General features: G+C 67.7%; 17 protein-coding genes. 5 read left to right on the top strand and 12 right to left on the bottom strand.

The window, feature by feature from the left end:
• Window positions 1-105: 105 nt before the first annotated feature.
• From F8O04_RS02335 to F8O04_RS02310, 6 genes are read right to left on the bottom strand one after another with little or no spacing between them, the layout of a single operon-like run.
• Complete coding sequence (locus F8O04_RS02335; RefSeq protein WP_158027732.1) at window positions 106-1,677, bottom strand: arylsulfatase; 1,572 nt, start codon at window positions 1,675-1,677, stop codon at window positions 106-108.
• Window positions 1,678-1,728: 51 nt separating this feature from the next.
• Complete coding sequence (locus tag F8O04_RS02330) at window positions 1,729-2,382, bottom strand: TetR/AcrR family transcriptional regulator (RefSeq protein WP_158027731.1); 654 nt, start codon at window positions 2,380-2,382, stop codon at window positions 1,729-1,731.
• Window positions 2,379-3,992 carry an ABC transporter ATP-binding protein gene (locus F8O04_RS02325; protein WP_158027730.1) on the bottom strand — a complete coding sequence of 538 codons (1,614 nt, stop codon included), beginning with the start codon at window positions 3,990-3,992 and terminating at the stop codon, window positions 2,379-2,381. The genes F8O04_RS02330 and F8O04_RS02325 overlap by 4 nt, the downstream gene beginning before the upstream one ends.
• Window positions 3,989-4,864 (bottom strand): ABC transporter permease, encoded by an 876-nt coding sequence (locus tag F8O04_RS02320; protein WP_158027729.1) that lies wholly within the window; start codon window positions 4,862-4,864, stop codon window positions 3,989-3,991. Before F8O04_RS02320 ends, F8O04_RS02325 begins: the two co-directional genes overlap by 4 nt.
• On the bottom strand, window positions 4,861-5,808 hold the full coding sequence (locus F8O04_RS02315) for an ABC transporter permease (RefSeq protein ID WP_158027728.1): 948 nt from the start codon (window positions 5,806-5,808) through the stop codon (window positions 4,861-4,863). Before F8O04_RS02315 ends, F8O04_RS02320 begins: the two co-directional genes overlap by 4 nt.
• A 9-nt stretch (window positions 5,809-5,817) precedes the next feature.
• The gene (locus F8O04_RS02310) at window positions 5,818-7,419 is read right to left on the bottom strand and encodes an ABC transporter substrate-binding protein (RefSeq protein ID WP_188726323.1); all 1,602 of its coding nucleotides are present in this window, start codon (window positions 7,417-7,419) and stop codon (window positions 5,818-5,820) included.
• A 73-nt stretch (window positions 7,420-7,492) separates the two neighbouring features.
• On the opposite strand from F8O04_RS02310, the gene F8O04_RS02305 reads away from it, so the two are divergent.
• Window positions 7,493-9,952, top strand: coding sequence for a glycoside hydrolase family 3 C-terminal domain-containing protein (locus F8O04_RS02305; RefSeq protein WP_225734823.1), 2,460 nt, complete (start codon window positions 7,493-7,495; stop codon window positions 9,950-9,952).
• Window positions 9,953-10,389: 437 nt separating this feature from the next.
• On the opposite strand, the gene F8O04_RS02300 is transcribed toward F8O04_RS02305, so the two are convergent.
• Window positions 10,390-11,385 carry a stage II sporulation protein M gene (locus F8O04_RS02300; RefSeq protein WP_158027726.1) on the bottom strand — a complete coding sequence of 332 codons (996 nt, stop codon included), beginning with the start codon at window positions 11,383-11,385 and terminating at the stop codon, window positions 10,390-10,392.
• A 16-nt stretch (window positions 11,386-11,401) separates the two neighbouring features.
• On the opposite strand from F8O04_RS02300, the gene F8O04_RS02295 reads away from it, so the two are divergent.
• Both F8O04_RS02295 and F8O04_RS02290 read left to right on the top strand, forming a co-directional pair.
• A complete protein-coding gene (locus F8O04_RS02295) occupies window positions 11,402-12,343 on the top strand; it encodes an RDD family protein (RefSeq protein ID WP_158027725.1) in 942 nt (313 codons plus the stop codon).
• Between the two features lie 43 nt (window positions 12,344-12,386).
• Window positions 12,387-12,860: a DUF3237 family protein gene (locus F8O04_RS02290; protein WP_158027724.1), complete on the top strand. Its 474-nt coding sequence runs from the start codon at window positions 12,387-12,389 to the stop codon at window positions 12,858-12,860.
• A 306-nt stretch (window positions 12,861-13,166) separates the two neighbouring features.
• On the opposite strand, the gene ahcY is transcribed toward F8O04_RS02290, so the two are convergent.
• From ahcY to F8O04_RS02275, 3 genes are all read right to left on the bottom strand, one after another.
• Window positions 13,167-14,612, bottom strand: a complete 1,446-nt coding sequence (ahcY, locus tag F8O04_RS02285; RefSeq protein ID WP_158029058.1) for an adenosylhomocysteinase — start codon at window positions 14,610-14,612, stop codon at window positions 13,167-13,169.
• A 47-nt stretch (window positions 14,613-14,659) separates the two neighbouring features.
• Window positions 14,660-16,156: a phosphomannomutase/phosphoglucomutase gene (locus F8O04_RS02280; protein WP_158027723.1), complete on the bottom strand. Its 1,497-nt coding sequence runs from the start codon at window positions 16,154-16,156 to the stop codon at window positions 14,660-14,662.
• A gap of 95 nt (window positions 16,157-16,251) precedes the next feature.
• Complete coding sequence (locus tag F8O04_RS02275) at window positions 16,252-16,461, bottom strand: DUF3499 family protein (RefSeq protein WP_158027722.1); 210 nt, start codon at window positions 16,459-16,461, stop codon at window positions 16,252-16,254.
• A gap of 193 nt (window positions 16,462-16,654) precedes the next feature.
• Between F8O04_RS02275 and F8O04_RS02270 the strand changes: the two genes are divergently transcribed.
• On the top strand, window positions 16,655-17,326 hold the full coding sequence (locus F8O04_RS02270; protein WP_158027721.1) for a 4a-hydroxytetrahydrobiopterin dehydratase: 672 nt from the start codon (window positions 16,655-16,657) through the stop codon (window positions 17,324-17,326).
• A gap of 16 nt (window positions 17,327-17,342) precedes the next feature.
• Window positions 17,343-17,795 (top strand): hypothetical protein, encoded by a 453-nt coding sequence (locus F8O04_RS02265; protein WP_158027720.1) that lies wholly within the window; start codon window positions 17,343-17,345, stop codon window positions 17,793-17,795.
• A 14-nt stretch (window positions 17,796-17,809) separates the two neighbouring features.
• On the opposite strand, the gene F8O04_RS02260 is transcribed toward F8O04_RS02265, so the two are convergent.
• The gene (locus F8O04_RS02260) at window positions 17,810-19,423 is read right to left on the bottom strand and encodes a DUF5719 family protein (RefSeq protein WP_158027719.1); all 1,614 of its coding nucleotides are present in this window, start codon (window positions 19,421-19,423) and stop codon (window positions 17,810-17,812) included.
• The gene (locus F8O04_RS02255) at window positions 19,410-22,337 is read right to left on the bottom strand and encodes a glycosyltransferase family 2 protein (protein ID WP_188726324.1); all 2,928 of its coding nucleotides are present in this window, start codon (window positions 22,335-22,337) and stop codon (window positions 19,410-19,412) included. The genes F8O04_RS02260 and F8O04_RS02255 overlap by 14 nt, the downstream gene beginning before the upstream one ends.
• Between the last annotated feature and the right edge of the window lie 84 nt (window positions 22,338-22,421).

The following is a 22,421-nucleotide window of genomic DNA, read 5'->3' as shown; positions in this document are numbered from 1 at the left end:
AGCGATATTTCAGATGCTCCTGGAGCTCCGAAGCTACCGGGGGCGTTGGGGTCCTCAGGGATGACGCATTGGGTCAGAGGGGTGAGTGCGGGGACGACGGCGAAATCAGCCTTGTGTCGCGGATGACGGCAAGCCACGTGCTGCGTAGTCGGCCAGGACTTGTTCCCACGGGAGGACGCTGTTGGCTTCCGCCCACCGTTGCCATGCCTGCTCCAGGTCGTCGGCAAGCTGCGGGTGATCGTCGATGAGGTCGGTCGTCTCGCCGCGGTCGACGTCAATGTCGTAGAGCTCCCAAGGCTGCGAAGCTTCTCGCACGAGCTTCCACCGACCGCGGCGGATCGCTGCATTACCGATGTGCTCCCAGCACAATTCGCGTTCCTCGGAGTCTGCGGCGGGGTTCCCGGATCGCCAGGAGTCCAAGAGGCTGCGCCCTATCGAAGCGTTATCGGCTCCGGTGGCTTGCATCACTGTCGGGAAGATGTCGATGAGGTGTGCGGGTGTCTTGACCACTTCACCCGAGGACACTCCACCAGCGGGCCAGGAAGCGATCAGGGGGGACGAGATTCCCCCTTCGTGAACCCACCGCTTGTACAGCCGGAATGGAGTGTTAGACAAGTGCGCCCATGAACGCCCGTAGCTGAGGTATGTGTCCTCCGGTCCGGGCACGGTGTGAGGGTTGTTGCCGATACGGACCGGATCCCCGGAGCGAGTGAAGGGCGGGCAGATGTCGGCACCGAAGAACGCCCCCATCTCTTCCCGAAGGTCCTCGGCACAGGCGCCGTTGTCGGAGGAGAACACCACGAGGGTGTTGTCGAGGCCACCCTGCCGCTCGAGCTCATCCAGTACTCGCCCGATACCCCGATCCATGATTTCCACCTGGGCGGCGTAGACAGCCATCCGTTCCACCTCCCAGGCTGTGTCCGGCGCATCCACCCATGCGGGGACTTCCCCGTCAACTGCGGAGATCGTCGTAGCAGCAGACAGCCCGAGTTGTCGCTGTCGTTCGCGTCGCTCAGCGCGCAGTTCGTCCCAGCCTTGGCGGTACCGTTCGCGATACTTTGCAATGACTGTTTCGGGGGCATGCAGTGGCCAGTGCGGGGCTGTGTACGCCACGTAAAGGAAGAAGGGACGGCGCTGTTCTGCGGCGGTGCGGACAGTGGCGACGGCTGTGGCGGTGATGTCATCGGTGAAGTAGAAGTCACCGGCCACCGACGAGGGAGGGAGCCGCTCGTCGCCTTCATAGAGTTCGGGTTGGTAATAACTGCTGCAGCCGGGCAGAATTCCGTGGAATCTCTCGAATCCGCGTTGGGTAGGCCATGTGGGGTTAGGGGTGGTGGTGTCGGACGACAAGTGCCACTTGCCCGCGAGGGCGGTGAGGTATCCCTTGTCCCGAAGTACCTCCGCGATCGTCGGCGCGTCGGTCGAGAGAGAGCCCGCGTAACCGGTTGGGCTGTCGTCCCGGGTAAGAATGCCGATGCCGACGGAGTGTGGCTGACGCCCGGTCAGCAACGCCGCCCGTGACGGGCTGCAGCGCGGCGTCACGTAGAAGGACTCCATGCGAACCCCGCGAGCGGCGAGCCGGTCGAGGTGAGGGGTGTCGATCTCACCACCAAAGGATCCGATGTCGGAATATCCGAGATCGTCGGCGAGGATCACGAGGACGTTGGGAGAAGTCATTGAGTCCTTCTGGAAAACAGGGCTTCGAGGAGGGGCAGAGATCGGGGACCGTCAGCCGCGCATGTACGGCCGGAGCAGCTCCACGAATTGGCGCACGACCTGATGCCGGTTGAGGGCGTCCGGATTGTAGAGCCACTGCAGGCGGAGCCCGTCTGAGAGCCCCACAAGCCATTGCGCTGCGGTGCGGGCCGTCATCCCCGCCGGCATCTTCGTCTCGTCGAGTAGCGCTTCAAGTTCGCGAGTGGTATCCGCGACGATCTCCTCGTACCGCGCCGTGAACCAGTCGTGACCCGGGTGGTCGGCAGTGATGCTTTCTGCCGAGAGCAGAGTGGACAGCTGCACGAGCGCAGGCTTCTTCTCGTTTGTTGCGAGGAGGTCGAGGAATGTGGTCAGAAAGTCCATCCCGCTCGCACGTCGTTCTCTGTCTTCGGCAGCGTTGCGGTCGTCGCGCTCTTGAAGGGCGGCCAAGAGCAGCGCGGCTTTGGTGGGGAAATGATGGAGCAGCCCAGCTTGAGTGATCCCAACCTCCGCGGCAATGTCGGCGAGACTGACAGAGCTGAACCCGCGCTCGGCGTAGAGGCGAAGTGTTACATCGAGAATTTCGCGACGACGGGCGTCACCGCGCGGACGGGTCGATCGCTTTCGAGGGGCCTCCATCGTGTTCTCCTCCTCCTGAACGGGGGTGATCTCCTCCGGATCCTTCATGCGGCTTCACCGCCTACGAGAGACGGCGTCGAGGCCAGCAGCTTCTTGGTGTATGGGTGCTGAGGTGCGTCGAAGATCTCCTCGGTCGTGCCTTGCTCGACGATCTTTCCCTTGAGCATGACCGCCACTCGGTGGCTGATACCTCGCACGACGGACAGATCATGAGAGATGAAGAGGTACCCGACTCCGAGTTCCTCCTGAAGCTTCACCAGAAGGTCGAGGATCTGGGCTTGGATGGAGACGTCAAGAGCAGAGACGGGCTCGTCGAGGATGAGGAGTTGCGGGTTCGATGCCAGGGCGCGAGCGATTCCGACTCGCTGGCGCTGGCCTCCTGAGAACGCGTACGGGTACCGGTCCAGGTGCGTCTCCAGCAACCCGACTCGCTCAAGAAGCCGGACCGACTCGGAACGCCACTGCGACTTCGGTACGCCCGCAACCTGGAGCGCTTCCTCCAACGATTGGCCGATGGTACGCCGCGGGTTCAACGACGCGAACGGGTCTTGAAATACGTACTGAATCGACGCAGCCACGTGCGCGCGATCGTCCGCTCTCATCGCCGTCACGTCGCGCCCCGCCACTTCGATCGATCCCGACGAGACCGGCGCAATGCCGACGATGGTGCGCGACAGCGTGGACTTACCGCAGCCCGACTCACCGACGAGTCCGAGCGTCTCACCTGGGGAGAGCTGAAGCGAGACACCATCCACCGCGAAGAACGGTTTCGGCTTCCGCAGGAGTCCGCCGGGCTTTCCCAGATCGGTGCGAAGATCCGTGATCTTCAGCGCTGGAGTGACGGTGGCCTGAGTCGGACGCAGCGGTTCGTCCATCGATGGCACGGCGTCCATGAGCCCGATCGTGTAGGGATGCTGCGGGTTGTGCAGCACGTGCTCGACGGGTCCGCGTTCGACGGCCTTTCCGCGGAGCATGACGATGACCTCGTCACACATTTCGGCGACCACTCCCATGTCATGTGTGATGAAGACGATCGCGATTCCCAGGTCGCGACGAAGATCTCGGAGGAGATCGAGGATCTGCGCCTGGATTGTGACGTCGAGAGCCGTTGTGGGCTCGTCGGCGATCAGCAAGGAAGGGCGGTTGGCGAGTGCGATGGCGATGACGACGCGTTGCCGCATACCTCCCGAGAACTCGTGCGGGTACTTCTCTGCGGCCTCCGTAGGGTCGGTGATTCCAACCTGGGTGAGCAGCTCGATCGCGCGATCGCGAGCTGAAGTCTGGCTTCCCCCGTGGATCCGAACGGCTTCCTCGATCTGGTCACCGATGCGCATCACCGGGTTGAGCGTCGCCTGTGGATCCTGGAAGATCATCGCGATATCGCGCCCGCGAATCTGCCGCATCTCCGACTCCGAGAGAGACGTCAGATCCCTGCCGTCGTACTGGATTCTTCCCTCAGTGATGCGACCGGGCGAGCGAACCATCCGCATGATCGCGCGGGAGGTGACCGACTTCCCCGAACCGGACTCGCCCACGATGCCCACGACCTGACCGGGGAACACCTCGAAGGAAAGATCGTCGACAGCGCGTAGCGGACCGTCCGGTGTGTCGAAATCGACCGATAGGCCGGAGACGGCGAGAAGAGGAGAGTCACTCATTTGCGGGTCGCCGTTTCGTTCAGCGCATCCGCCAACAGGCTGAACGCGAGGGCGAGGAGGAGAAGAAGGACCGTCGGGCCGAGCACGTAGTTCGGAGCCTGGTTGATATAGCGGATACCGACGTTCAGCAGCGCACCCAATGAAGGCTCCGGCGGTTGGATGCCCAGACCAACGATCGACAAAGCCGCCTCGATGAAGATTGCTCCCACTACGAATACGGCTCCCTGCACCAGGATCGGGTCGATCGCGTTCGGGAGGATGTGACGAAGCAAGATCGTTCCGCGTCTCACCCCCAGCGTGCGTGCTGCGGTGACATATTCACGTTCGCTTTGCTCGATCATTCCAGCGCGCGCCAGTCGGCCGAAGGCGGGAAGACCTGCGATGGCAATGGCGATCACCAGGGCGGTCCAACCGGGCCCGACGACCAAGACGATGCAGATTCCGAGGACCAGGCCGGGAAAGCCGAGGATGATGTCGAGAATCCGCTGCACGATCGTGCCGGCGATCCGCGACAGTGCGCCCAGCAGCCCCAGGGCAGTTCCCACGATCAGGCTGATAGGTACCGCTACGAAGATGAGGGTGAAATCGGTGCGCAAGCTGTACACGGACCGTACGAAGATGTCGCGACCCAGCTCATCAGTTCCGAAGAGATGCTGGCCCGACGGGGGAAGCAGGGAATCGCGGGTTTGCTCGTCGTAGCCGCCGGGGAAGAGAACGGGTGCGAGGAACGCCACTCCCCCAAGAATCAGGATAAGGGCGACCGCGATGATGCCTCGCGGTGACCGGAAAGCAGCGAGATATCTCGTCAGTGTCGGGTTCCCGCGGCGCCGCTTGGGTTCGAGAATCAGGGTTGTCGTTGTGGCCACGGTCATGCCTCCAGTCGGATGCGAGGATCGAGAGCGGCAAGAATGATCTCGGTGAAGAGCTGGATGGCCACCGCAATTACCACCGCTCCGAGGATGAGGGCTTGAACGACGAAGTAGTCGCGGTCCTGGACGCTCGCGACCGCGAGCTGGCCGAGCCCGTTACGCGCGAAGATCGCTTCGATCACGATCGCCCCGCCGAGGAGTTCGCCGATGCGCAGACCGATGACCACGACCGTTGCTCCGAGGCTGTTGCGGAGGACGTGGCGGTACGTGATCCGCCGAGGCGAGGCGCCCTTTGCTCGGGCGAGATCGACGAAGTCCTCGCCGCGGACGTTGAGCATTGAGGTCTGTAATAGCCGGGCAACGACAGCTGCCTGAGGCAGTGCGAGGGCGATCGCGGGGAGGATCAGGTACTGGATGCCCGCGTTCGGGTCCTCGATGAGCCCCACCTCGCCGCTCACCGGGAGGAGTCTCCAGTAGATGCCGAAGACCAGGATGAGCAGGAGCCCGGTGAGAAACGGCGGGGTGGCGAGCATCACCGTGTTGATGACGTCGAGGATGCTGCGCGAGACGCGAGAGCGCGGTGATCCGCTGAGCGTTCCGAGCAGAAGTCCGATCGCGATCATGATGATCGCGGCCAGCGCCGCCAGCTCCAGGGTGCTTTCCAGGCGAGAGAGGATGAGTTCGCCTACCGATGTGTTGAACAGGTAGGACTGCCCCAGGTCCCCCCTGAAGACTCCCCCGATCCAGTCGAAGTACTGAACCACGAGGGGCTGGTCCAAGCCCGTCGCTTGTCGTATCGCCTCGATCTGTTCGGGTGTTGCGTCCGCTCCCGCCAGCGCGGTGGCGGGGTCCCCGGGCGCGAGCCGAGGGAGCAGGAACGCAATGATCGACGTCGCCGCGATAACGATCAAGACGGCGGGGAGTTTCTTCAGGAGGAACCGGAGCAACGTCTTCTCCTACTTCGTCAGCGAGGCGTCCGCGAAGAGCATCGCGCCGCGCTTGGATATCTGCAGGCCCTGCACGGAGTCAGACACAACGAACTTTCCCGGAGCCTGCACGATCGGCACTGCGAAGGCCTGCTCGAGGAGGTAATCGGTCAAGGCAGAAAGCGCCTGACCACTCTGGTCGGTGTCAGCCGTGAGGAAGTCACCGCGAAGCTCCTGATATTCGGGCGAGTCGAAGTGCGAGGGGTTGTCGGCCCGCAACGACGGCAGCGAGTTGAGCATCGTCGTCTCCCCGAATCCGACTTGACCGTGCAACAGCAGGAACGCCGGTCCCAGGTCTCCCTGGTTCTGCAGCGAGTTGAAGGTGGTTTCGTCCACCGGGACCGCCGAGGGCACGAGCCCGATCTCCGACAAGTTGTTGGCGATGATCTCATACTCGCTCTGCGTCGCAGGCAGCGAGACCACTGTGATCGGCACCGAGGCACCTGTCGCCCCCGCCTCTTCGATCAGCTCACGTGCCTTGTCTGGGTCATAGGCGTAGTGGTTCGCTTGCTCCTCTGTCGTCCCTTCAGCTCCGGGAGCCCAGAAGAGGTTGGTCACCGTCGCTTCGCCAGCGAACACCTGTTCGTTGATGCGGTCGCGGTCGATTCCGTACTGAATCGCCTGTCGCACCCGCACATCGTCGAAGGGGGCCTGGTTGACATCGACCCCGAGCACGTAGATGATGCCGCCACCGTCGAGTACCTCGAACTGCGGGTCACTAGCGAAGCCCTGTGCGTCGACCAACGAGAGTCCATAGCCGATCTGGCTCCGGCCACTTCGCAACGCGGACAGCTGTGCAGTGCTGTCTCCTACGCGGTTGAAGACCATAGAGTCGAGGTACTGGCCCTCACCCCACCAGTCATCGTTTCGCTCGACCGTGAGCGAGACGCCGGCGCTGTAATCCGACACGGCATAAGGGCCGGTCCCGATGATCTGCGAGCCGTCGGCGAGACCGTCGAACGTTTCGGAATCGACGATGTAGGTCTGCTCCAGGAAGTCAAAGATGGAGGCCGGCGCCATCTTCTCCGAGAAAGTCACCGTCAGACTGGTAGGGCTCGTCACCTCGATGTCCGAGAACTTCGCCGCGATGAAACCAACCTGAGAAGCCGAGGCGGGGTCCTTCGTCTTCTCGAACGTCCACTTGACGTCCTCCGCCGTCATCTGGCGCCCGCTGTGGAAAGTGACGTCGTCACGGAGCGTGAATGTGGCCGACATGCCGTCTTCGGGGAAGGACCATTCCGTAGCGAGCACGGGCTGAGGTTCGTTGTCGACGTCGAACTCGGTGAGCGGTTCGAACACGCTGCGAACCCACGCGAAGTTGCCGTTTCGCGTCGCCAGGACTTGGCCCGGCTGGAAGTCCCCGGCCTGGGCGACCTCGAGCGTGCCCCCTGCGGTCGGGGTCGCGCTGGCGGAACCCCCGCCGTCGTCAGAAACAACCGGGGTGCATCCGGCCATCAGGATGGCCGCGACAGCCACCCCCGCCAGCGATGAGATTCTTTTTCTTTGGGCTGTGAACGTCATTGTTTCGCTTCCCTCGTCCTTAAGGATGGGCCTCAGCTGGCCACGGCTCACCATACCCAACTAACCGAGTACACGGTAGGTTAGAAGTGAACTGCAGTCGGTTCGCTATCAATGAGGAGGCAACGTGACCAGTGAACAAGGCGGCGTGAGCGCCGTGGCCCTGGAGGATCGGCGGCTGCGCGACCTCCTCGGGAAACTCACTCTGGAGGAGAAGGCGCTGCTGCTTACTGGCCGAAACTTCTGGACAACGTGGCCGATCGAGCGGATCGGCTTGCGGGCGATCGTCGTATCGGACGGGCCCAGTGGAGTGCGGGGCGAGCTATGGGATGAGCGCTCCCCGTCACTCAATCTGCCGTCGGCGACGGCACTCTCCTCCTCTTGGGACCTCACCGTGGCGGAGCGCTACGGAGAGGCCTGCGCCGTGGAGGCCCGGCGCAAGGGCGTCGACGTGGTGCTCGGTCCGACCATCAACTTGCACCGCTCCCCGCTAGGAGGACGACACTTCGAATCATTCAGCGAGGACCCTTTGCTCACGTCTGAGCTCGCGGCCGCGTTCGTCAGGGGTGTGCAACGCAACGGTGTGGGGGCGACACCGAAGCACTATGTCGCGAATGATTCCGAGACCGATCGGTTCACTGTTGACGTTGTGGTGAGTGAACGCACTTTGCGTGAGCTGTATCTGCTCGCGTTCGAGAAGAGCATCACCGAGGCGCGCGCCTGGGTGGTCATGAGTGCGTACAACTCCGTCAACGGTGCTCGCGCAACCGAGAACGTGTTGCTCGAGACTCCACTGAACTCCGAATGGGGGTTCGACGGTGTCGTTGTCAGCGATTGGGGGGCCGTTCGCTCGCTGGACAGCGCACGGTACGCACAGGACTTGACGATGCCCGGACCCGGTGGTCCGTGGGGCCAAGCCCTGATAGATGCTGTGCGAGCCGGCGAGGTGTCCGAGGAGGACGTTGACCGCAAAGTCTTGCGGATACTTCTCCTCGCGGCGCGCGTAGGCGCTCTGGACGGTTTCGACCACGTACCCCCGCCGCCCCCGCCGACCGGCGCCGCCGAAGCCTTCGCCCGCGAAGCCGCGGTAGAAGGGTCAGTACTGCTGCGCAACACAGACCTCCTACCGATCGACGTTTCCAAGACGCATAAGATCGCCGTCATCGGCCATAACGCGCAGGACGCCCGCACGCAGGGAGGCGGGAGCGCCACCGTCGTCCCCGAGTATGTCGTCTCGCCACTGGAGGGGATCCGGGACGCGTTCCCGGATGCCGACGTGACCTACAGTCTTGGTGCGATCGTTCAGGAAGGAGTCGCCCCTCTACGGCTGTCGTCGATGCGCAACCCCGTCACCGGTGCCGAAGGCGCTCGGGTGCGGTTCCTGGACTGGCAGGGCAACGAGCTCTACACCGAAGACCGTCAAGCCAGCTCCCTGTTCTACTTCGGCGATGACACGGCACCACTTAGCACTGCCGCCCGCCTCGAGTTCACCACGCTGTACACACCCGAAGAAACTGACACTGTGCTGCTCGGTTTCGCGTCCGTCGGTCGCGGCCGCATATACGTGAACGAAGTTCTGATCTTGGAAGAGACCTCGCTTCCCATTGGAGATGACCTCGGCGCTGCGCTGCTTTCTCCTCCGTCCGCGACCGCGCCGGTCGCACTCCAGGGTGGGGTGAGTGTGAGCATTCGTGTCGAGTTCGAACCCAGCAGGCTCAGCGGCTCGATGAGTATCACGGTCGGCGTCCAGCCCGTGCAGACCGATCCGGAGGAACTCATCGCCGAAGCAGCGCGTGCTGCGGCCGAGGCCGATATCGCAGTGGTGGTGGTCGGCACGAACGCGGCCGTCGAGTCCGAAGGCTACGACCGCACATCCCTCGCCCTCCCAGGCAACCAGGACGCGCTCGTTGACGCGGTTCGTCGAGCAAACGCGAACACCGTCGTTATCGTGAACGCCGGCGCGCCTGTCGAGATGCCATGGCGCGAGGACGTCGGTGCGGTGCTCCTGACATACTTCGGGGGTCAGGAGTACGGCAACGCCGTCGCAGACGTACTCGCCGGTGTAGCGGAACCCGGCGGACGACTTCCGACCACATGGCCTGCCCGCCAATCCGATGTACCGGTCATTAACGTCGAACCCCAGGATGGCGTTCTCCGATACGAGGAGGACATCCACATCGGCTATCGGGCCTGGCTCAAGTCGGATGCGGTGCCGGCGTACCCGTTCGGACACGGCCTCAGCTACACCGAGTGGCTGACCGCGAGTCCCCAAGTACAACCCGATCCCGCCGGGGACGGCTGGACAGTCACGGTTACCACCACAAACGCCGGGCACAGGGCCGGCAAGAACGTCATCCAAATCTACGCAGAGAAACCCGATTCCGTCGTCGAGCGACCAGCGCGTTGGCTCGTAGGCTTCGCGACGCTCCGGGCAGACCCCGGCGAGACTCGGACAACCCAGGTGAGAGTCCCGGCCCGCGCTGTCGCGCACTGGAATTCCGGCTGGAGTTACGAGTCGGGCGATTACACCCTCCGAATCGGAACCTCGAGCACCGACCTCCCCTTCACGACCACGGTGACGTTGTGAAACACATACTCCCGGCGGGACACCCAGCATCGCTCATCGACCAGAAGTGCCCAACGAGAGGAGGCGTTCCACGATGAGCACACCGCGTCACCGCTTCCCCACAAGCGTGTTCGGCGAAGGAAACGAGCCCGAAGTGCGCTTCACGCTCGCCAACGAAAGACCGTCCTAGCCTGGACCCGACCTTTTCGATCCGGGGCTGCAGCCGGAGCGCACCAATCTTGCTGGCTTGCGTCTTGGTCTGAGAGAGTGCCGCAGTCCGTCGTGAGGGCGATGCATCCAATGCATCGGGATCCAATCGTCGAGCAGTTCCTGCACCTGTATGAACGTGGGCGCCGAGTCTGGCGCCTCGTCCTTCCAGCGATCTTCGCAGCACGCCTCCCACGATCGATGGCGCCGCGGCGAGTCGAGGCTGACGACCGCGATGGGCCGGCCAGCGATCAGTCGGCCGTGACCGTCGTCGCGCCCGCCTCGAATCGCACGAGGTCGCCGGTCTCCCCCGCCTTCGCGGCCCGGCCCCCGAGCCAAAGGGCGTACACGAGGTACAGGCCGAGCGCGAGCGCGCCGATGCCGATCTTGATCGCCCACGGCCAGTCCTGGCGCGTCACGAACCCTTCGATGACGCCCGAGATGAAGAGGAAGATCGTGGTACCGATCGCCACGACGAAGAGGCGACGACCCTCCTCCGCGATCGCCCGGCCGCGCGTACGTGCACCCGGAACGACCCAGGTCCAGAACAATTTGAACCCGGCTCCCGCGGCCACGAACACCATTGTGAGCTCGAGCAGGCCGTGCGGCGCGATCCAGAGGAAGAACACGTCGAGCTGGTCGTACGACGTGAAGATCGCCGCCGATTGGCCGAGGCCGATCGCGTTCTGCAGCAGGACGTACGGCACCCACAGCCCCGTGATGCCGAACGCGATGCACTGGGCGGCGATCCAGGCGTTGTTGGTGAACACCCTCGCGGCGAACGCCGTCTCGGAGTATTCGGAGTAGTAGTTGACGAAGTCTTCGTTCACGTACTGGTCGAGCTGGGACTCGCTGCCCAGGTACGCGAGCACGGTCGGGTTCGAGAGCACCCAGACCGCCGTGAGCATCCCCGCCAGGATCGTGAAGACGGCTGCCGCCAGCGTCCACCACCGCACCCGGTACAGGGCCGCCGGCAGTTGCAGCGTGAAGTACCGCACGAGCACGTCGACGATGTTGGCCGCGGCCCCCGTGAACCGCAGCCGTGCCCGGCTGAGCCCCACAGACAGGTAGTCAGCCTCGGGCGTCTCGCCGTACATCGTGCGCAGCGCACTGAGATCGGTCGCGCCCGACTGGTACCGCGCGATCAGCTCGTCCGCTTCTGCGCCGGACAGCCCACCACGCCGCGCGAGGTCGCGCAGGCGGTCCCATTCACCGCGCTTCGCGGTCGTGAAAGCATCGAGATCCATCTGTTTCAATGGTGGCATGACTCAGGCGGGGGCGTCTGTCATCCAATCGGATGGCATGACGGCAGACGGCATCGGCCGGAACGGTGCACCGCGCGCCGGCGGGGTCGCCGGCACGGCGCTCGACGTGAGCGACGAGCAGGTGGTGGTCGGCGAGGGCGTCGCGCTCGATGTCCGCCCCGCTGGATTCCTGCTCCGCGCGGTCTCGAGTCTCATCGACGCTGTCGTGACCATCGTCATCGCGATCGCCGTGCTCTGGGTCGTGCTGTGGGCGATCGCCAACGCGGTCGACAACGGCGCCCGCATCGAGAACGCGGCCCTCATTGCGATCGTCCTCGCCACGCAAATCGCCGTGCTCGTCTTCGTGCCGTGCCTCATCGAGACGATCACGCGCGGCAAATCGGTCGGCCGGTACATCATGCGGCTGCGCATCGTGCGCGACGACGGCGGGGCGGCCGGCTTCCGACACGCCCTCATCCGCGCGCTCGTCGGTTTCTTCGAGTTCTGGTCGACCTCTGGCGGCATCGCCATGATCACCGGCCTCGTCAACGCGCGCTCCAAGCGGCTCGGCGACATCATCGCCGGCACCTACGCGCAGAACGAGGCCGCGCCGCGCCTGTCCCCCAACCTCGGCCCGCTGCCGCCCGGTCTCGAGCGGTGGGCGACGATCGCCGACGTCGCGCGCATGCCGGATCGCTCGGCGAGGCGAATGCGCGACTACCTCATCCAGGCGCCTCGCCTCGAGCCGGGGGCACGGCTGCACGCGGCCGGAACGATCGCCCGCGAGATCAAAGACTCCGTGCATCCCATCCCCGATGTCGACGCCGACACGTTCCTGCGCGCGGTCGCCGCCGTGCGCCGCGACCGCGAGTGGGCGGCGATCGAGCTGCGCCGGGCGCGGCTCGCCCGCGTCGAGCCGATTCTCGAGCAGCTTCCCCACGGCTTCCCCCAGCGCGGATAACGCCGAGCGTCGGCCGCGTCGGGGCGGCGAGTAGGTTGGGGGCATGACGACGACGCCGCCCCCACCGACGCTCACCCACTTCGCGACGGCCGAGGTCGCCGTCGGCGAGGCCATCGATCTCGGCGAGACGATCGACGGCCGCCGCAGGGTCATCCCGATTCGCGGCGGCGTCGTGACGGGGAACGGATGGTCGGGGCGCGTTCTCGACGCGGGCGCCGACTACCAGCAGTACCCCACCGACGAGACCGCTTACCTGACGGCGATGTACGTCATGGAGGCCGACGACGGCACGCGCCTGTTCGTCGACAACCGGGCGCTGCGCACGGGCAGCAAGGAGGACCTCGCGAAGCTCGTGTCGGGCGAGCGGGTCGATCCGGCTCGCATCTACTTCCGGTTCACGCCGCGCATCACGTCGGCCGTCGACGGCCCGTTCGCGTGGGTGAACACGACGCTATTCATCGGTACCGGCGTGCGTCTGCCGAACGCCGTGCAGCTGGCGTTCTTCGCGGTCGACTGAGCCGGGACCGCCCACCCGGGCCGCCTGGGCCCGTCTGGACCCGCCTGGGCCCGCGCCGGCCTGCCGCCTGGGCCGCGCCCCTGGCATTCTGAGTGCATCAAACGCGCGACACGCCGCGCGAAACTCCGCCCCAAGTCACGAGCCGCACTCTGTTCGCCATTCGCCTCGGCCCGGACCCGGCCTTGGCACGGGCCCCAACCTCGGCACAGACCCCGGCCCTGGCCCGACACGGACCCTGCCCCTGCCCCTGCTCCTGCCCGGCTCAGGCGAGCGCCCCGGCCGCGGCCCCGTGCCGGCTCCGCGGCCTCAGTACCGGTAGTGCCCCACCTTGTAGGGGCCATCGACCGGCACGCCGATGTACGAGGCCTGCTCCGGGGTGAGCGTTGTGAGTTTCACGCCCAGCGCGTCGAGGTGCAGCCTGGCGACCTCCTCGTCGAGCTGCTTCGGGAGCGTGTACACGCCGATCGGGTACTCGTCGATGTTGGTCCACAGCTCGAGCTGCGCGAGCACCTGGTTGGTGAACGATGCACTCATCACGAACGAGGGATGGCCCGTGGCGTTGCCGAGGTTGAGCAGGCGCCCCTCGCTCAGCACGAGGATGCTCCGACCCGACGGCAGGCGCCACTCGTGCACCTGCGGCTTGATCTCGACGCGCTCGACGCCCGGCGTCGCCGCCAGGTCGGCCATGGCGATCTCGTTGTCGAAGTGCCCCACGTTGCCGACGATCGCGAGGTGCTTCATGCCGAGCATGTGCTCGGCCGTGATCACGTCGCGGTTACCCGTCGTCGTCACCCAGATGTCGACCTCGTCGAGGTGGTCGTCGACCCGTCCGACCTGGAACCCGTCCATGACCGCCTGCAGCGCGTTGATGGGATCGATCTCGCTTACGATCACGCGGGCGCCCTGGCCGCGTAGCGCCTCGGCGGCCCCCTTTCCGACGTCGCCGTAGCCCACGACGAAGCAAACCTTGCCGCCGATGAGCACGTCGGTGGCACGGTTGATGCCGTCTGGCAGCGAGTGCCGGATGCCATAGCGGTTGTCGAACTTCGACTTCGTGACCGAGTCGTTCACGTTGATCGCGGCGAAGCGCAGCTCCCCGCGCTCCGCGAGCTCGTACAGACGGTGCACACCGGTGGTGGTCTCTTCCGTCACGCCGCGCACGAGCTCCGCGATGGTCGTGAAGCGCCGCGGCGCGCGGGCAATGGATGCTCGGAGCGTTTCCAGCACGACACGCTGCTCGTCGGAGTCGGCCGTCTCCGGCCCCGGCACGGCGCCGGCTGCCTCGAACTGCGCGCCGAGGTGCACGAGCATGGTGGCGTCGCCGCCGTCGTCGAGGATCAGGTTCGGGCCGTCGAACCCCTCATCGCTCCAGTCGAAGATGCGGTCGGTGCAGGCCCAGTACTCCTCGAGCGTCTCGCCCTTCCACGCGAAGACGGGAACGCCGCCCGGCGCATCCGGCGTGCCGTTCGGCCCGACCGCGACCGCGGCGGCCGCCTCGTCCTGCGTCGAGAAGATGTTGCAGCTCGCCCATCGCACGCGCGCACCCAGGTCGACGAGCGTCTCGATCAGCACGGCCGTCTGCACGGTCATGTGCAGCGACCCGGCGATGCGGGCGCCCTCGAGCGGGCGCTGGCCCGCGTAACGGTCGCGCAGGGCCATGAGCCCCGGCATCTCGTGCTCGGCGAGGCGGATCTGGTGGCGCCCGGCCTCGGCCAGCGTCACGTCGCGCACCTGGAATTCGGGCTCGGCCAGCGGCGCAACGGGGGTTCCTGTCGCCTCGGTCTTGGGGTCGGTATGCGTCACCACGCGTCCTCTCGAATCACGGCGAGCACGGCGTCGCGAATGGTCTCCATGCGCGAGCGCGTTGCTGCTTCGGCGTTGAGCCGCAGGAGCGGCTCGGTGTTGCTCGGTCGTACGTTGAACCACCAGAACGGCTCGTCGCCGCTCGTGAAGCCCGTGAACGTGAGGCCATCGAACTCGTCGTAGGAGGCGATGTGCTCGAACTCGTCGATGAGGCGGGCGTAGGCGGCTGGCACGTCATCGACGGTGGAGTTGATCTCCCCCGAAATGGCGTACGGCGTGTGGCGGTGGCTGAGCCGCGACATCGACACGCCCTGCGTGAGCACCTCGGCGAGCACGTGCATGGACGCGAGCATGCCGTTGTCCGCGCCCCAGAAGTCGCGGAAGTAGTAGTGCGCCGAATGCTCGCCGCCGAACACGGCGCCGGTGCGGGCCATCTCGGCTTTGATGAGCGAGTGACCGACGTGCGTTCGCACGGCAGTGGCATCCGCCCGCTCGATCGTCTCCGGCACGTGCCGCGAGACGATGAGGTTGTGCAGCACGGTGATCTCCGCTTCACCGGCAGCGCGAACGCGGGCGACCTCGCGCTCGGCGACGATCGCGGTCACGGCGCTCGGCGACACGGGCTCGCCGAGCTCATCGACCACGAAGCAGCGGTCGGCATCGCCGTCGAAGGCGAGGCCAAGGTCGGCGCCGTGCTCGACCACGGCACGCTGCAGGTCGACGAGGTTGGCGGGGTCGAGGGGGTTCGCCTCGTGGTTCGGGAACGTTCCGTCGAGCTCGAAGTAGAGCGGCACGATCTCGAGCGGCAGCGGCTCGAGGCCCGCTCCCGCGCCCAGCACGGCGGGCACGGTCAGCCCGGCCATTCCGTTCCCGGCGTCGACGACGATCTTGAGGCGCCGTGTGGGCGACGCGGATGCCACGGGCGCGTCCGCCTGCGTGCCGGTGAGGTCGACGAGCCGGCGAAGGTGGGCGGCGTAGTCGGCGAGCACGTCGAGTCGCGTCTGCTCGCCCGCCCCGTGCGGAGCGGCGGGGATGCCGTCGCGGAGGAACGCCTCGGCGCGGTCCCGGATCGCGGCAAGGCCCGTGTCGAGGCTGAGGGCCTGCGCGCCGGGCCGAGAGAGCTTGATGCCGTTGTAGGCGGCCGGATTGTGGCTCGCGGTGAACATTGCGGCGGCGATGCCGCGCGAGCCCGAGACGAAGTAGGTGACGTCGGTCGAGCACAGGCCGATCGTGACCGGCCGCCCGCCGCGCTGCGCGACGCCGCGCGCGAACGCCTGGGCGAACCCGGGCGACGACGCGCGCATGTCGTGGCCGATCGCGACGTCCTGCCCCGCGAGGCCGAGCTCGTCGACGAACGCGGCGCCGAGCGCGGCGACGACGGGCTCTGTGAGCTGGCGGCCGACGAGGCCGCGAATGTCATAGCGCTTGACGACTGCCGCGAGGTCGCCCCGCTCGCCCGTTTCGGTTGCAGGGATCGCGGGTGCCAAACTCATGCGTTCAACGCTACCGGAGGGGCGCCGCGCGCTTCGACGCCGGGGTCAGGCCGGCAGGCTGGCAGCCTGGCGGGTGTGGCAAGCAGGCAGGCCTGCTAATCGAAGCCGAGCGGCGTCGGGCGCAGCACGGTCCAGCCCTCGGGCACATTGAGGCGCTCCGCGTGACGCGCGCAGAGGTCGTACGAGTGCGGCTCGATCTCGAACGCGAGCGGACCGATCGCCGCGAGCCGATCGCCGTAGTCGAAGGTCAGCGTGAACTGGGCGTGCCTCGAGCAGGCCACGCGAGAACACGGTCGGTTCGACATCACCCGGCAAGTTTAGGAGCCGACGGCCCCTGCGCCACCGAGGCACGCGCGAAATCGACCCACACGCATCCGCACCGACGTGCGCGGGAGCAACCGCAGCGGCACCGCCGGCCAGGCGGGAGCATCCGGATGTTGTGCCGCATCACGACCCACGCTCACCCGGCGTCACGGTTGCGGTCGTAGCGTCGCCCGCATGAACGAACTCTTGAACCGCGCCGACGCGAGCGCGGGCGCACCCGACTGGCGACTCCTCGGAGAGGAACTGCACCTCGCGGTCAATGCGGGCGATTTCGTCTCGGCGATCGATTTCGTGCGGGCCGTCGCCGACATCGCCGAGTCGCAGCAGCACCACCCCGACATCGACATCCGTTATCACCGCGTGTTCCTCGCGGTGAAGAGCCACGACGTCGGTGGACTCACCGAGCGCGATCTGCGCTTCGCGACGGCAGTCGCCAACGAGGCGCGTGCGCGCGGGCACTCCATGTCGCCGAATTCGCTGACGGCGGTCGACGTCGGCATCGACTGCGCCGATCCGGAGAACATCGCACCGTTCTGGGCCGCGATCCTGGGCGCGAAGGTCACCGACGACCACGAGATCGTGAACCCTCACGGTCGCGCCATGCGGGTGTGGTTCCAGGTCACCGATTCGCCGTCTCGGGACCGCGGCCGCACCCACCTCGACGTCATGGTGCCGCACGATCGCGCCGAGGCGCGCATCCAGGCCGCGCTCGACGCGGGAGGCCGAGTGGTCGACGACTCGGCCGCTCCCGCGTTCGTCGTGCTCGCCGACTCGGACGGCAACGTGGCGTGCGTGTGCACGTGGCAGGGTCGCGACGAGCACGAGGCCGCCGAACGGCCCGACTGAGGACTACCCTGAGCACATGGCACGCCGTCGCGATTCCCGCCGTATCACCCAACCGCGCCCTGCTCGAGGGCTCGCGAGGGGCCGCCACGGCCGCGGTGTGCGCTCGAGCGTCGCCGGGCCGTACCTGCCGATGCTGACCGGGCGTATCCCGCGCTTCGAGCAGACGGTTGCCGAGACCATGGATTTCCTGCGCGCGCAGGCGCCCGAGAAGCTCGAGGGCATCCGCCTTGAAGTGGCGGGCATGCCGCCCGACGAGCAGCAGCCCGACGCAGGCATCGAGCGCTGGCGGGTCGTGCGCCCGTCGACGATCGTGCTCTTCCGCGTGCCCATCGACCGACTCGCCAAGCTGCACTGCCCCGACCCGGTGCACTACCGGATGCACATCGAGCGCGTGATGCTCGAGGCGATCGGCGACCTGCTCGGCAAAGACCCGTGGGACATCCTGCCCGACCGATACGACGCCGAGTAGCCGGGGCACGCCGGCTAGCGGTACACCGTCACGTCGGCCGCGAGCGGGCTGCCGCCGACGACCGGCACGCCCGACATCTGCCCGGGACCGTCGTAGGTGACCTGCGCGACGGTCTGCAGCATCCCGTCGATGCGGTAGGCGCCGGCCGCGACGTCGAGCTCCGTGGTCTGCCGGGGCTGCAGGGTGACGCGCTCGGGAGTGCCATCGGGATGCACGAGGGTCACGGTGACCGGGATCGTGCCGACCGTCGAGAGCTGCAGCCGGGGCTGCGGGCCGGGCGCCACAGCGATGGCGGTCGCGCCATCGAGCGGCGGCGAGGGCTGGTACCAGCCGAAGTCGAACGGCTCGGCGACAAGCGACGTGCGCAGCGACGCGACCACCGGCGAGTCGCCGTCGACCGTCACGGTGTAGCGCCCCGCGGGGGCCTCGCCGAGGGGTACATCGCTCACGACGCCTGGAGCGAGCGTGAGGGAGATGGGCTCGAGGGCCTCGCCGGATCCGTCGCGCAGCGTGATGGTGACGGCGGCCGCGCCGTCGCCGGGCGCGAAGAGGCGCAGCACAGCGCCGCGGGTGCCGAACATCGCCTCGTCCGGATCGGCGGCCGTCGTCGGGAACGGCACGCCGACGAAGTCGAGGCGGGACGACGGCGAGGGCGATGACGAGATGACCTCCGCCCCCTGGGGCTGGAGCCCCTCGAGCCCGACCTCGTGCAGGGCGGCGCCGATGACGCTGCCCCGAGTCGTGAGGTGGGCGACGAACGCCGCCTGCTCGGGGGCGACGCCCTCGAGGCTCACGGCGACCTGCGTGCCGGCGGGCACCTCGATGCCGTCGAGTCCGGGCGCGGGGAGCCCGCCCTCGAGGCCGTACAGGCTCACCCGCACCGTGGCGGTCGCCTCGGTCGGGTTCGCGAGCGTGAGCACGGTGCTGGCGCCGCCGGCGGTCGAGCCGCCCACGAGCCACTGGTCGGCGGATGCGGGGGTACAGGCCGTCGCCGAGAATCCGGCCGCCCCCGGCTCGGTCGCGGCGGACGACTGCGAGATCGCGAGAATGGTCGCGCGGTCGCCGACGACCCCGGGCGCCTGGTAGTACGCGGGCACGCCGATGGCGTCTTCGGTGGGCTCGGGTGCGCTGGCCGGCGCCTCGACGGCGGGGGCGATACCCGAGATGTCGAGGTCGTCGGTGTTGCCCGCCGTCACGATCTCGGCGTAACCCTTGTACCCGACCGCGGTCGGGTTGGCCGATGACTGCCCGAGCAGGGTGAGGGGCCCCGGGCACACGCGCTGCTGGTCGCCCGGGGCGGGGCTCAGCACGAGGGCCGACGGCGAGATCGCGTAGTGGGGCAGCGGCGCCGTCTCGACGGCCCACACGGTGGCCCCGGCGAGGGCGATGCCGACGAGACCGATGCCGATGCGCGCCCACAGGCCGCGACCGCCAAGCTGGTTCCCGCCGCCGCGCCCGCCAACGTACGGCTCGCCGTTCCGCGCACCCCTGCCGACGCTGTCGTGCAACGGCGCATCGGCACCGCCGGCGCCCGAGCGAGCGAGTGCTTCCGCCTCGTCGAGCGGCGAGGCGTGCGGCGAGGCCTGCTCGGTCGATGCGCCCTCGGCGCGAGGTTCAGACGATGCCATTGCGGTCCTCCTCGTCGTCGCGGTCGGGCCCGTGGTCGTAGCCGGGTGCTGGCTCGTCTTCGACGTTGGTGCTGCCGAACCGGCGGGCGCGACGCGGTTCCGGCGGGTCGATCGTGAAGCGTCGCCGCCTCGCGGCGGCGGCTTCGACCTCCACCTGCTCCCTGGTCGGCGGCGCTCCCGTTGGCAGCGCGAGCATGACCGTCGCGGCGAGGATCAGGGCGAGCGCGACCAGGATGCCGCGGCCGGCCCACGTGTCGACGTTGCTGACCGCGAGCGGGTCGGCGACGTCATGGTCCGCTGGTGCGACGGTCGCGCTGACGATGCGCCAGACCGTGCCGCTGTGGGTCTCACCCGCAGCCTGGAACGAGGCGTTGCCGTCGAGTGACGACGTGATCCGGGTCGCGATGGGCCCGGCGCCGGGCTCGGGTGCCTCCACGAGGACGAAGGCGATGCCGAGTGCGTGCAGCTCGCCCGTCGGGGTGCTCGTCGAGCTCGAGAGGAACTCGACCGCAAGTTCGGCGAGCCGCCTGTCGACATCGGAGAACTCGGGCGCAGTCATGCGCAACGTCGACTGCTCGTCGAGCGTCTCGCCGTCTCCGCGATCGAGGCGTACGCGCATCGAGCCGTCGGCGAGCGGCGTAATGATGAGCGTTGCGATCGTCTCGTCAGTTTGGGCCTGCGCCTCCACGATGGCCGGCAGCGCGTATCCGGCGCCGTCTTCCACGCGCGCCGTTCCGTTCAAGTGCGAGACCGCGGCGGGCCCGCTGAGCGCGGCGATACCCGCGAGGGCGACGAGCGACCACGCCACCGTGACGCGCGAGGCGACCGATAGGCCAGCGGTAGCGGCGCCGAGCATCCCGAGCATCACGAGTGTTTGCGCCGGGCCCGTCGAGAGCGCAACCGAGTCGGGCCCGACGGTCGCGAGTGAGACGCTGCCGCTGACGGCCGCGAGTGCGAGGCCGGCGATCGCGAAGAACACCGACCAGGCGGCGACCCGCCATGCGGGCAGCACGAGGCCGAGGGCCGCGAGCATCGCGAGCGGCAGGAGAGCGCCCGCGAGGAGCAGCGCGGGGTCGAGGCCCGGTTCCTGGCCGGCGAGGATGCTGGTCCAGCCGCCGAGCGACGTGTCGGGCAGGCCGAGTGCGAGCGCCGCACCCGTGAGGGGGTCGGTCGCGAGCGGCAGGCCGGGGTCGGCGAACACGGCGAGGGGGCGGCCGCGGTTCCACTGCGCGACGGCGAGGGGTGCGAACAGCGCGAGGGCGGGCACGATGAGGAATAGCTGGCGGTACCAGCGGCGCCCGCCCGCGAGCAGGGCGACGAGCCACAGCAGCAGCATGACGGGCCACAGCGACGGTGCGCACGCGAGGATCGCCGCTGCGACGAGCGCGGCCTGCGCCACGCCGGACCACGTGCGGGTGCCGCGCAGGGCGCAGAAGACGAGCAGCGGCAGCAGCACGTGCACGATGACGGTCTGGATGCGGCCGTCAGCCAAGGCGGCGAGCAGCGTCGGAGAGACGGCCCACGCGAGCGCTGCGAAGGCCCGCAGCCACGGGCGGAGCGTGAGCCGCGCGGCCAGGTACCAGGCGGTGAGTGCCGCAAGTGGCATCGCGAGCACCCAGAGCACGACGACGCTCGTGCTCGGATGCCAGAAGGTGAGCGTGCCGAGCAGGGCGAGCAGCAGCGCGAAAGGGTCGGCGACGCCGAACGCACCGCTCGCGATGTCGCGGACGCCGTAGCCGACGTTGCTCCACAGCTCGACGAAGGAGCCGCTCAGCGGCAGGAGCCCGCCGCCGGCGAGCGCATCACGGCCGAGCATCGGCAGCATGAGCGCGACCGACGCGACGGCCGCCGCGAGCAGCACCCAGGCGCCGCCCGAGCCGACCAGCGCGTAGCGATCGCGCTCGTCACGGCCGGCGATGCGGCGCTCGTCGCGAGCGATCTCGCGCTCTTGACGCAGCGTCTCCCTCGAGAGCTGCAGGCGCTCGACGACGCGGGGCGGCTGGGTCGACGTCGCGGCGAAGCGACGGCGCGAGTCGGACACGCCGGTGCGGCCGAACGCCACCGCGAACGCGGCCGCCAGGTCGGCCCAGATTCGTCCGGGTCGCTTGCGCACGAGGTTCCATACGATGCCGACGAGCGCGGCCGGGATCAGGAGCGCACGCCGCACGGCTGCCTCTGCCGCGCCGACCGAGGCGACGAGCCGGTGCAGGCGCGCCGTGCGAACGGCGTGCAACGGCGGATCGGGGCGGTCGGGGAGGCTGAGGCGGGCCTGCGGGGTCACCGTCACTCGGCCGTCGGCGAGCCACGTGCGCACGGAGAAGTCGAGGGCGTCGTCGACCACCGGCAGGCCGGGGTCGAAGCCCTTGAGGTCGAGCCAGTTCGAGGCGCGAACGAGCATGCCGCTGCGGCCCACGGCCAGCACGTCGCTCTCGTCGTCGAACTGGCCCTGGTCGAGTTCGCCGCGATGCAGGTGCACGGTCTCGCCCTGGCGATCGGTCGTCTGGCCGAGTTCGGCGATGACCGTTTCGTCGCCCGCCCGCAGGAGCTTCGGGCCCGTAATGGCGAGGGAGGGGTTGCGCTCGATGGCGCCGCGCAGCAAGCCGAGTGCGTCGTGATCGGGGGCGTCGCCCGCCTCGAAGAGCCAGAGCCACCCCTGAAGGGCGGCGGCGTCGCGATCGCCGAGTTCGCCGACCGCCGCGTCGACGGCCTCGCCGAACGACGTCTGCTCCCCGATCGCCACGATGAGGTCGGGCTCGGACTCCCGTGCGACTGACCGCAGCGACGCATCGCGGGAGGCGAGCACGATGACGGTGCGCTCGACGTCGCGGTCTTGCGCCGCGATCGCGCGCATGGTGCGGGACAGATCGGGCGCCGACGCGCGGGCGACGACGATCGCAGTCACTCGGGAGGACATCGGGCCGATGCTAGACGCTGCCGTCACGGGAGTCGGCATTGACTCCGGCAAGCCGGTCATCAGACGTCGCGCGATGCGTGGGGC

The sequence above is a fragment of the Pseudoclavibacter endophyticus genome (genome assembly GCF_008831085.1).
GTDB lineage: Bacteria > Actinomycetota > Actinomycetes > Actinomycetales > Microbacteriaceae > Pseudoclavibacter > Pseudoclavibacter endophyticus.
The sequence above is the reverse complement of the archived record's forward strand: the minus strand, read 5'-3'. Positions and strand labels throughout refer to the sequence as shown.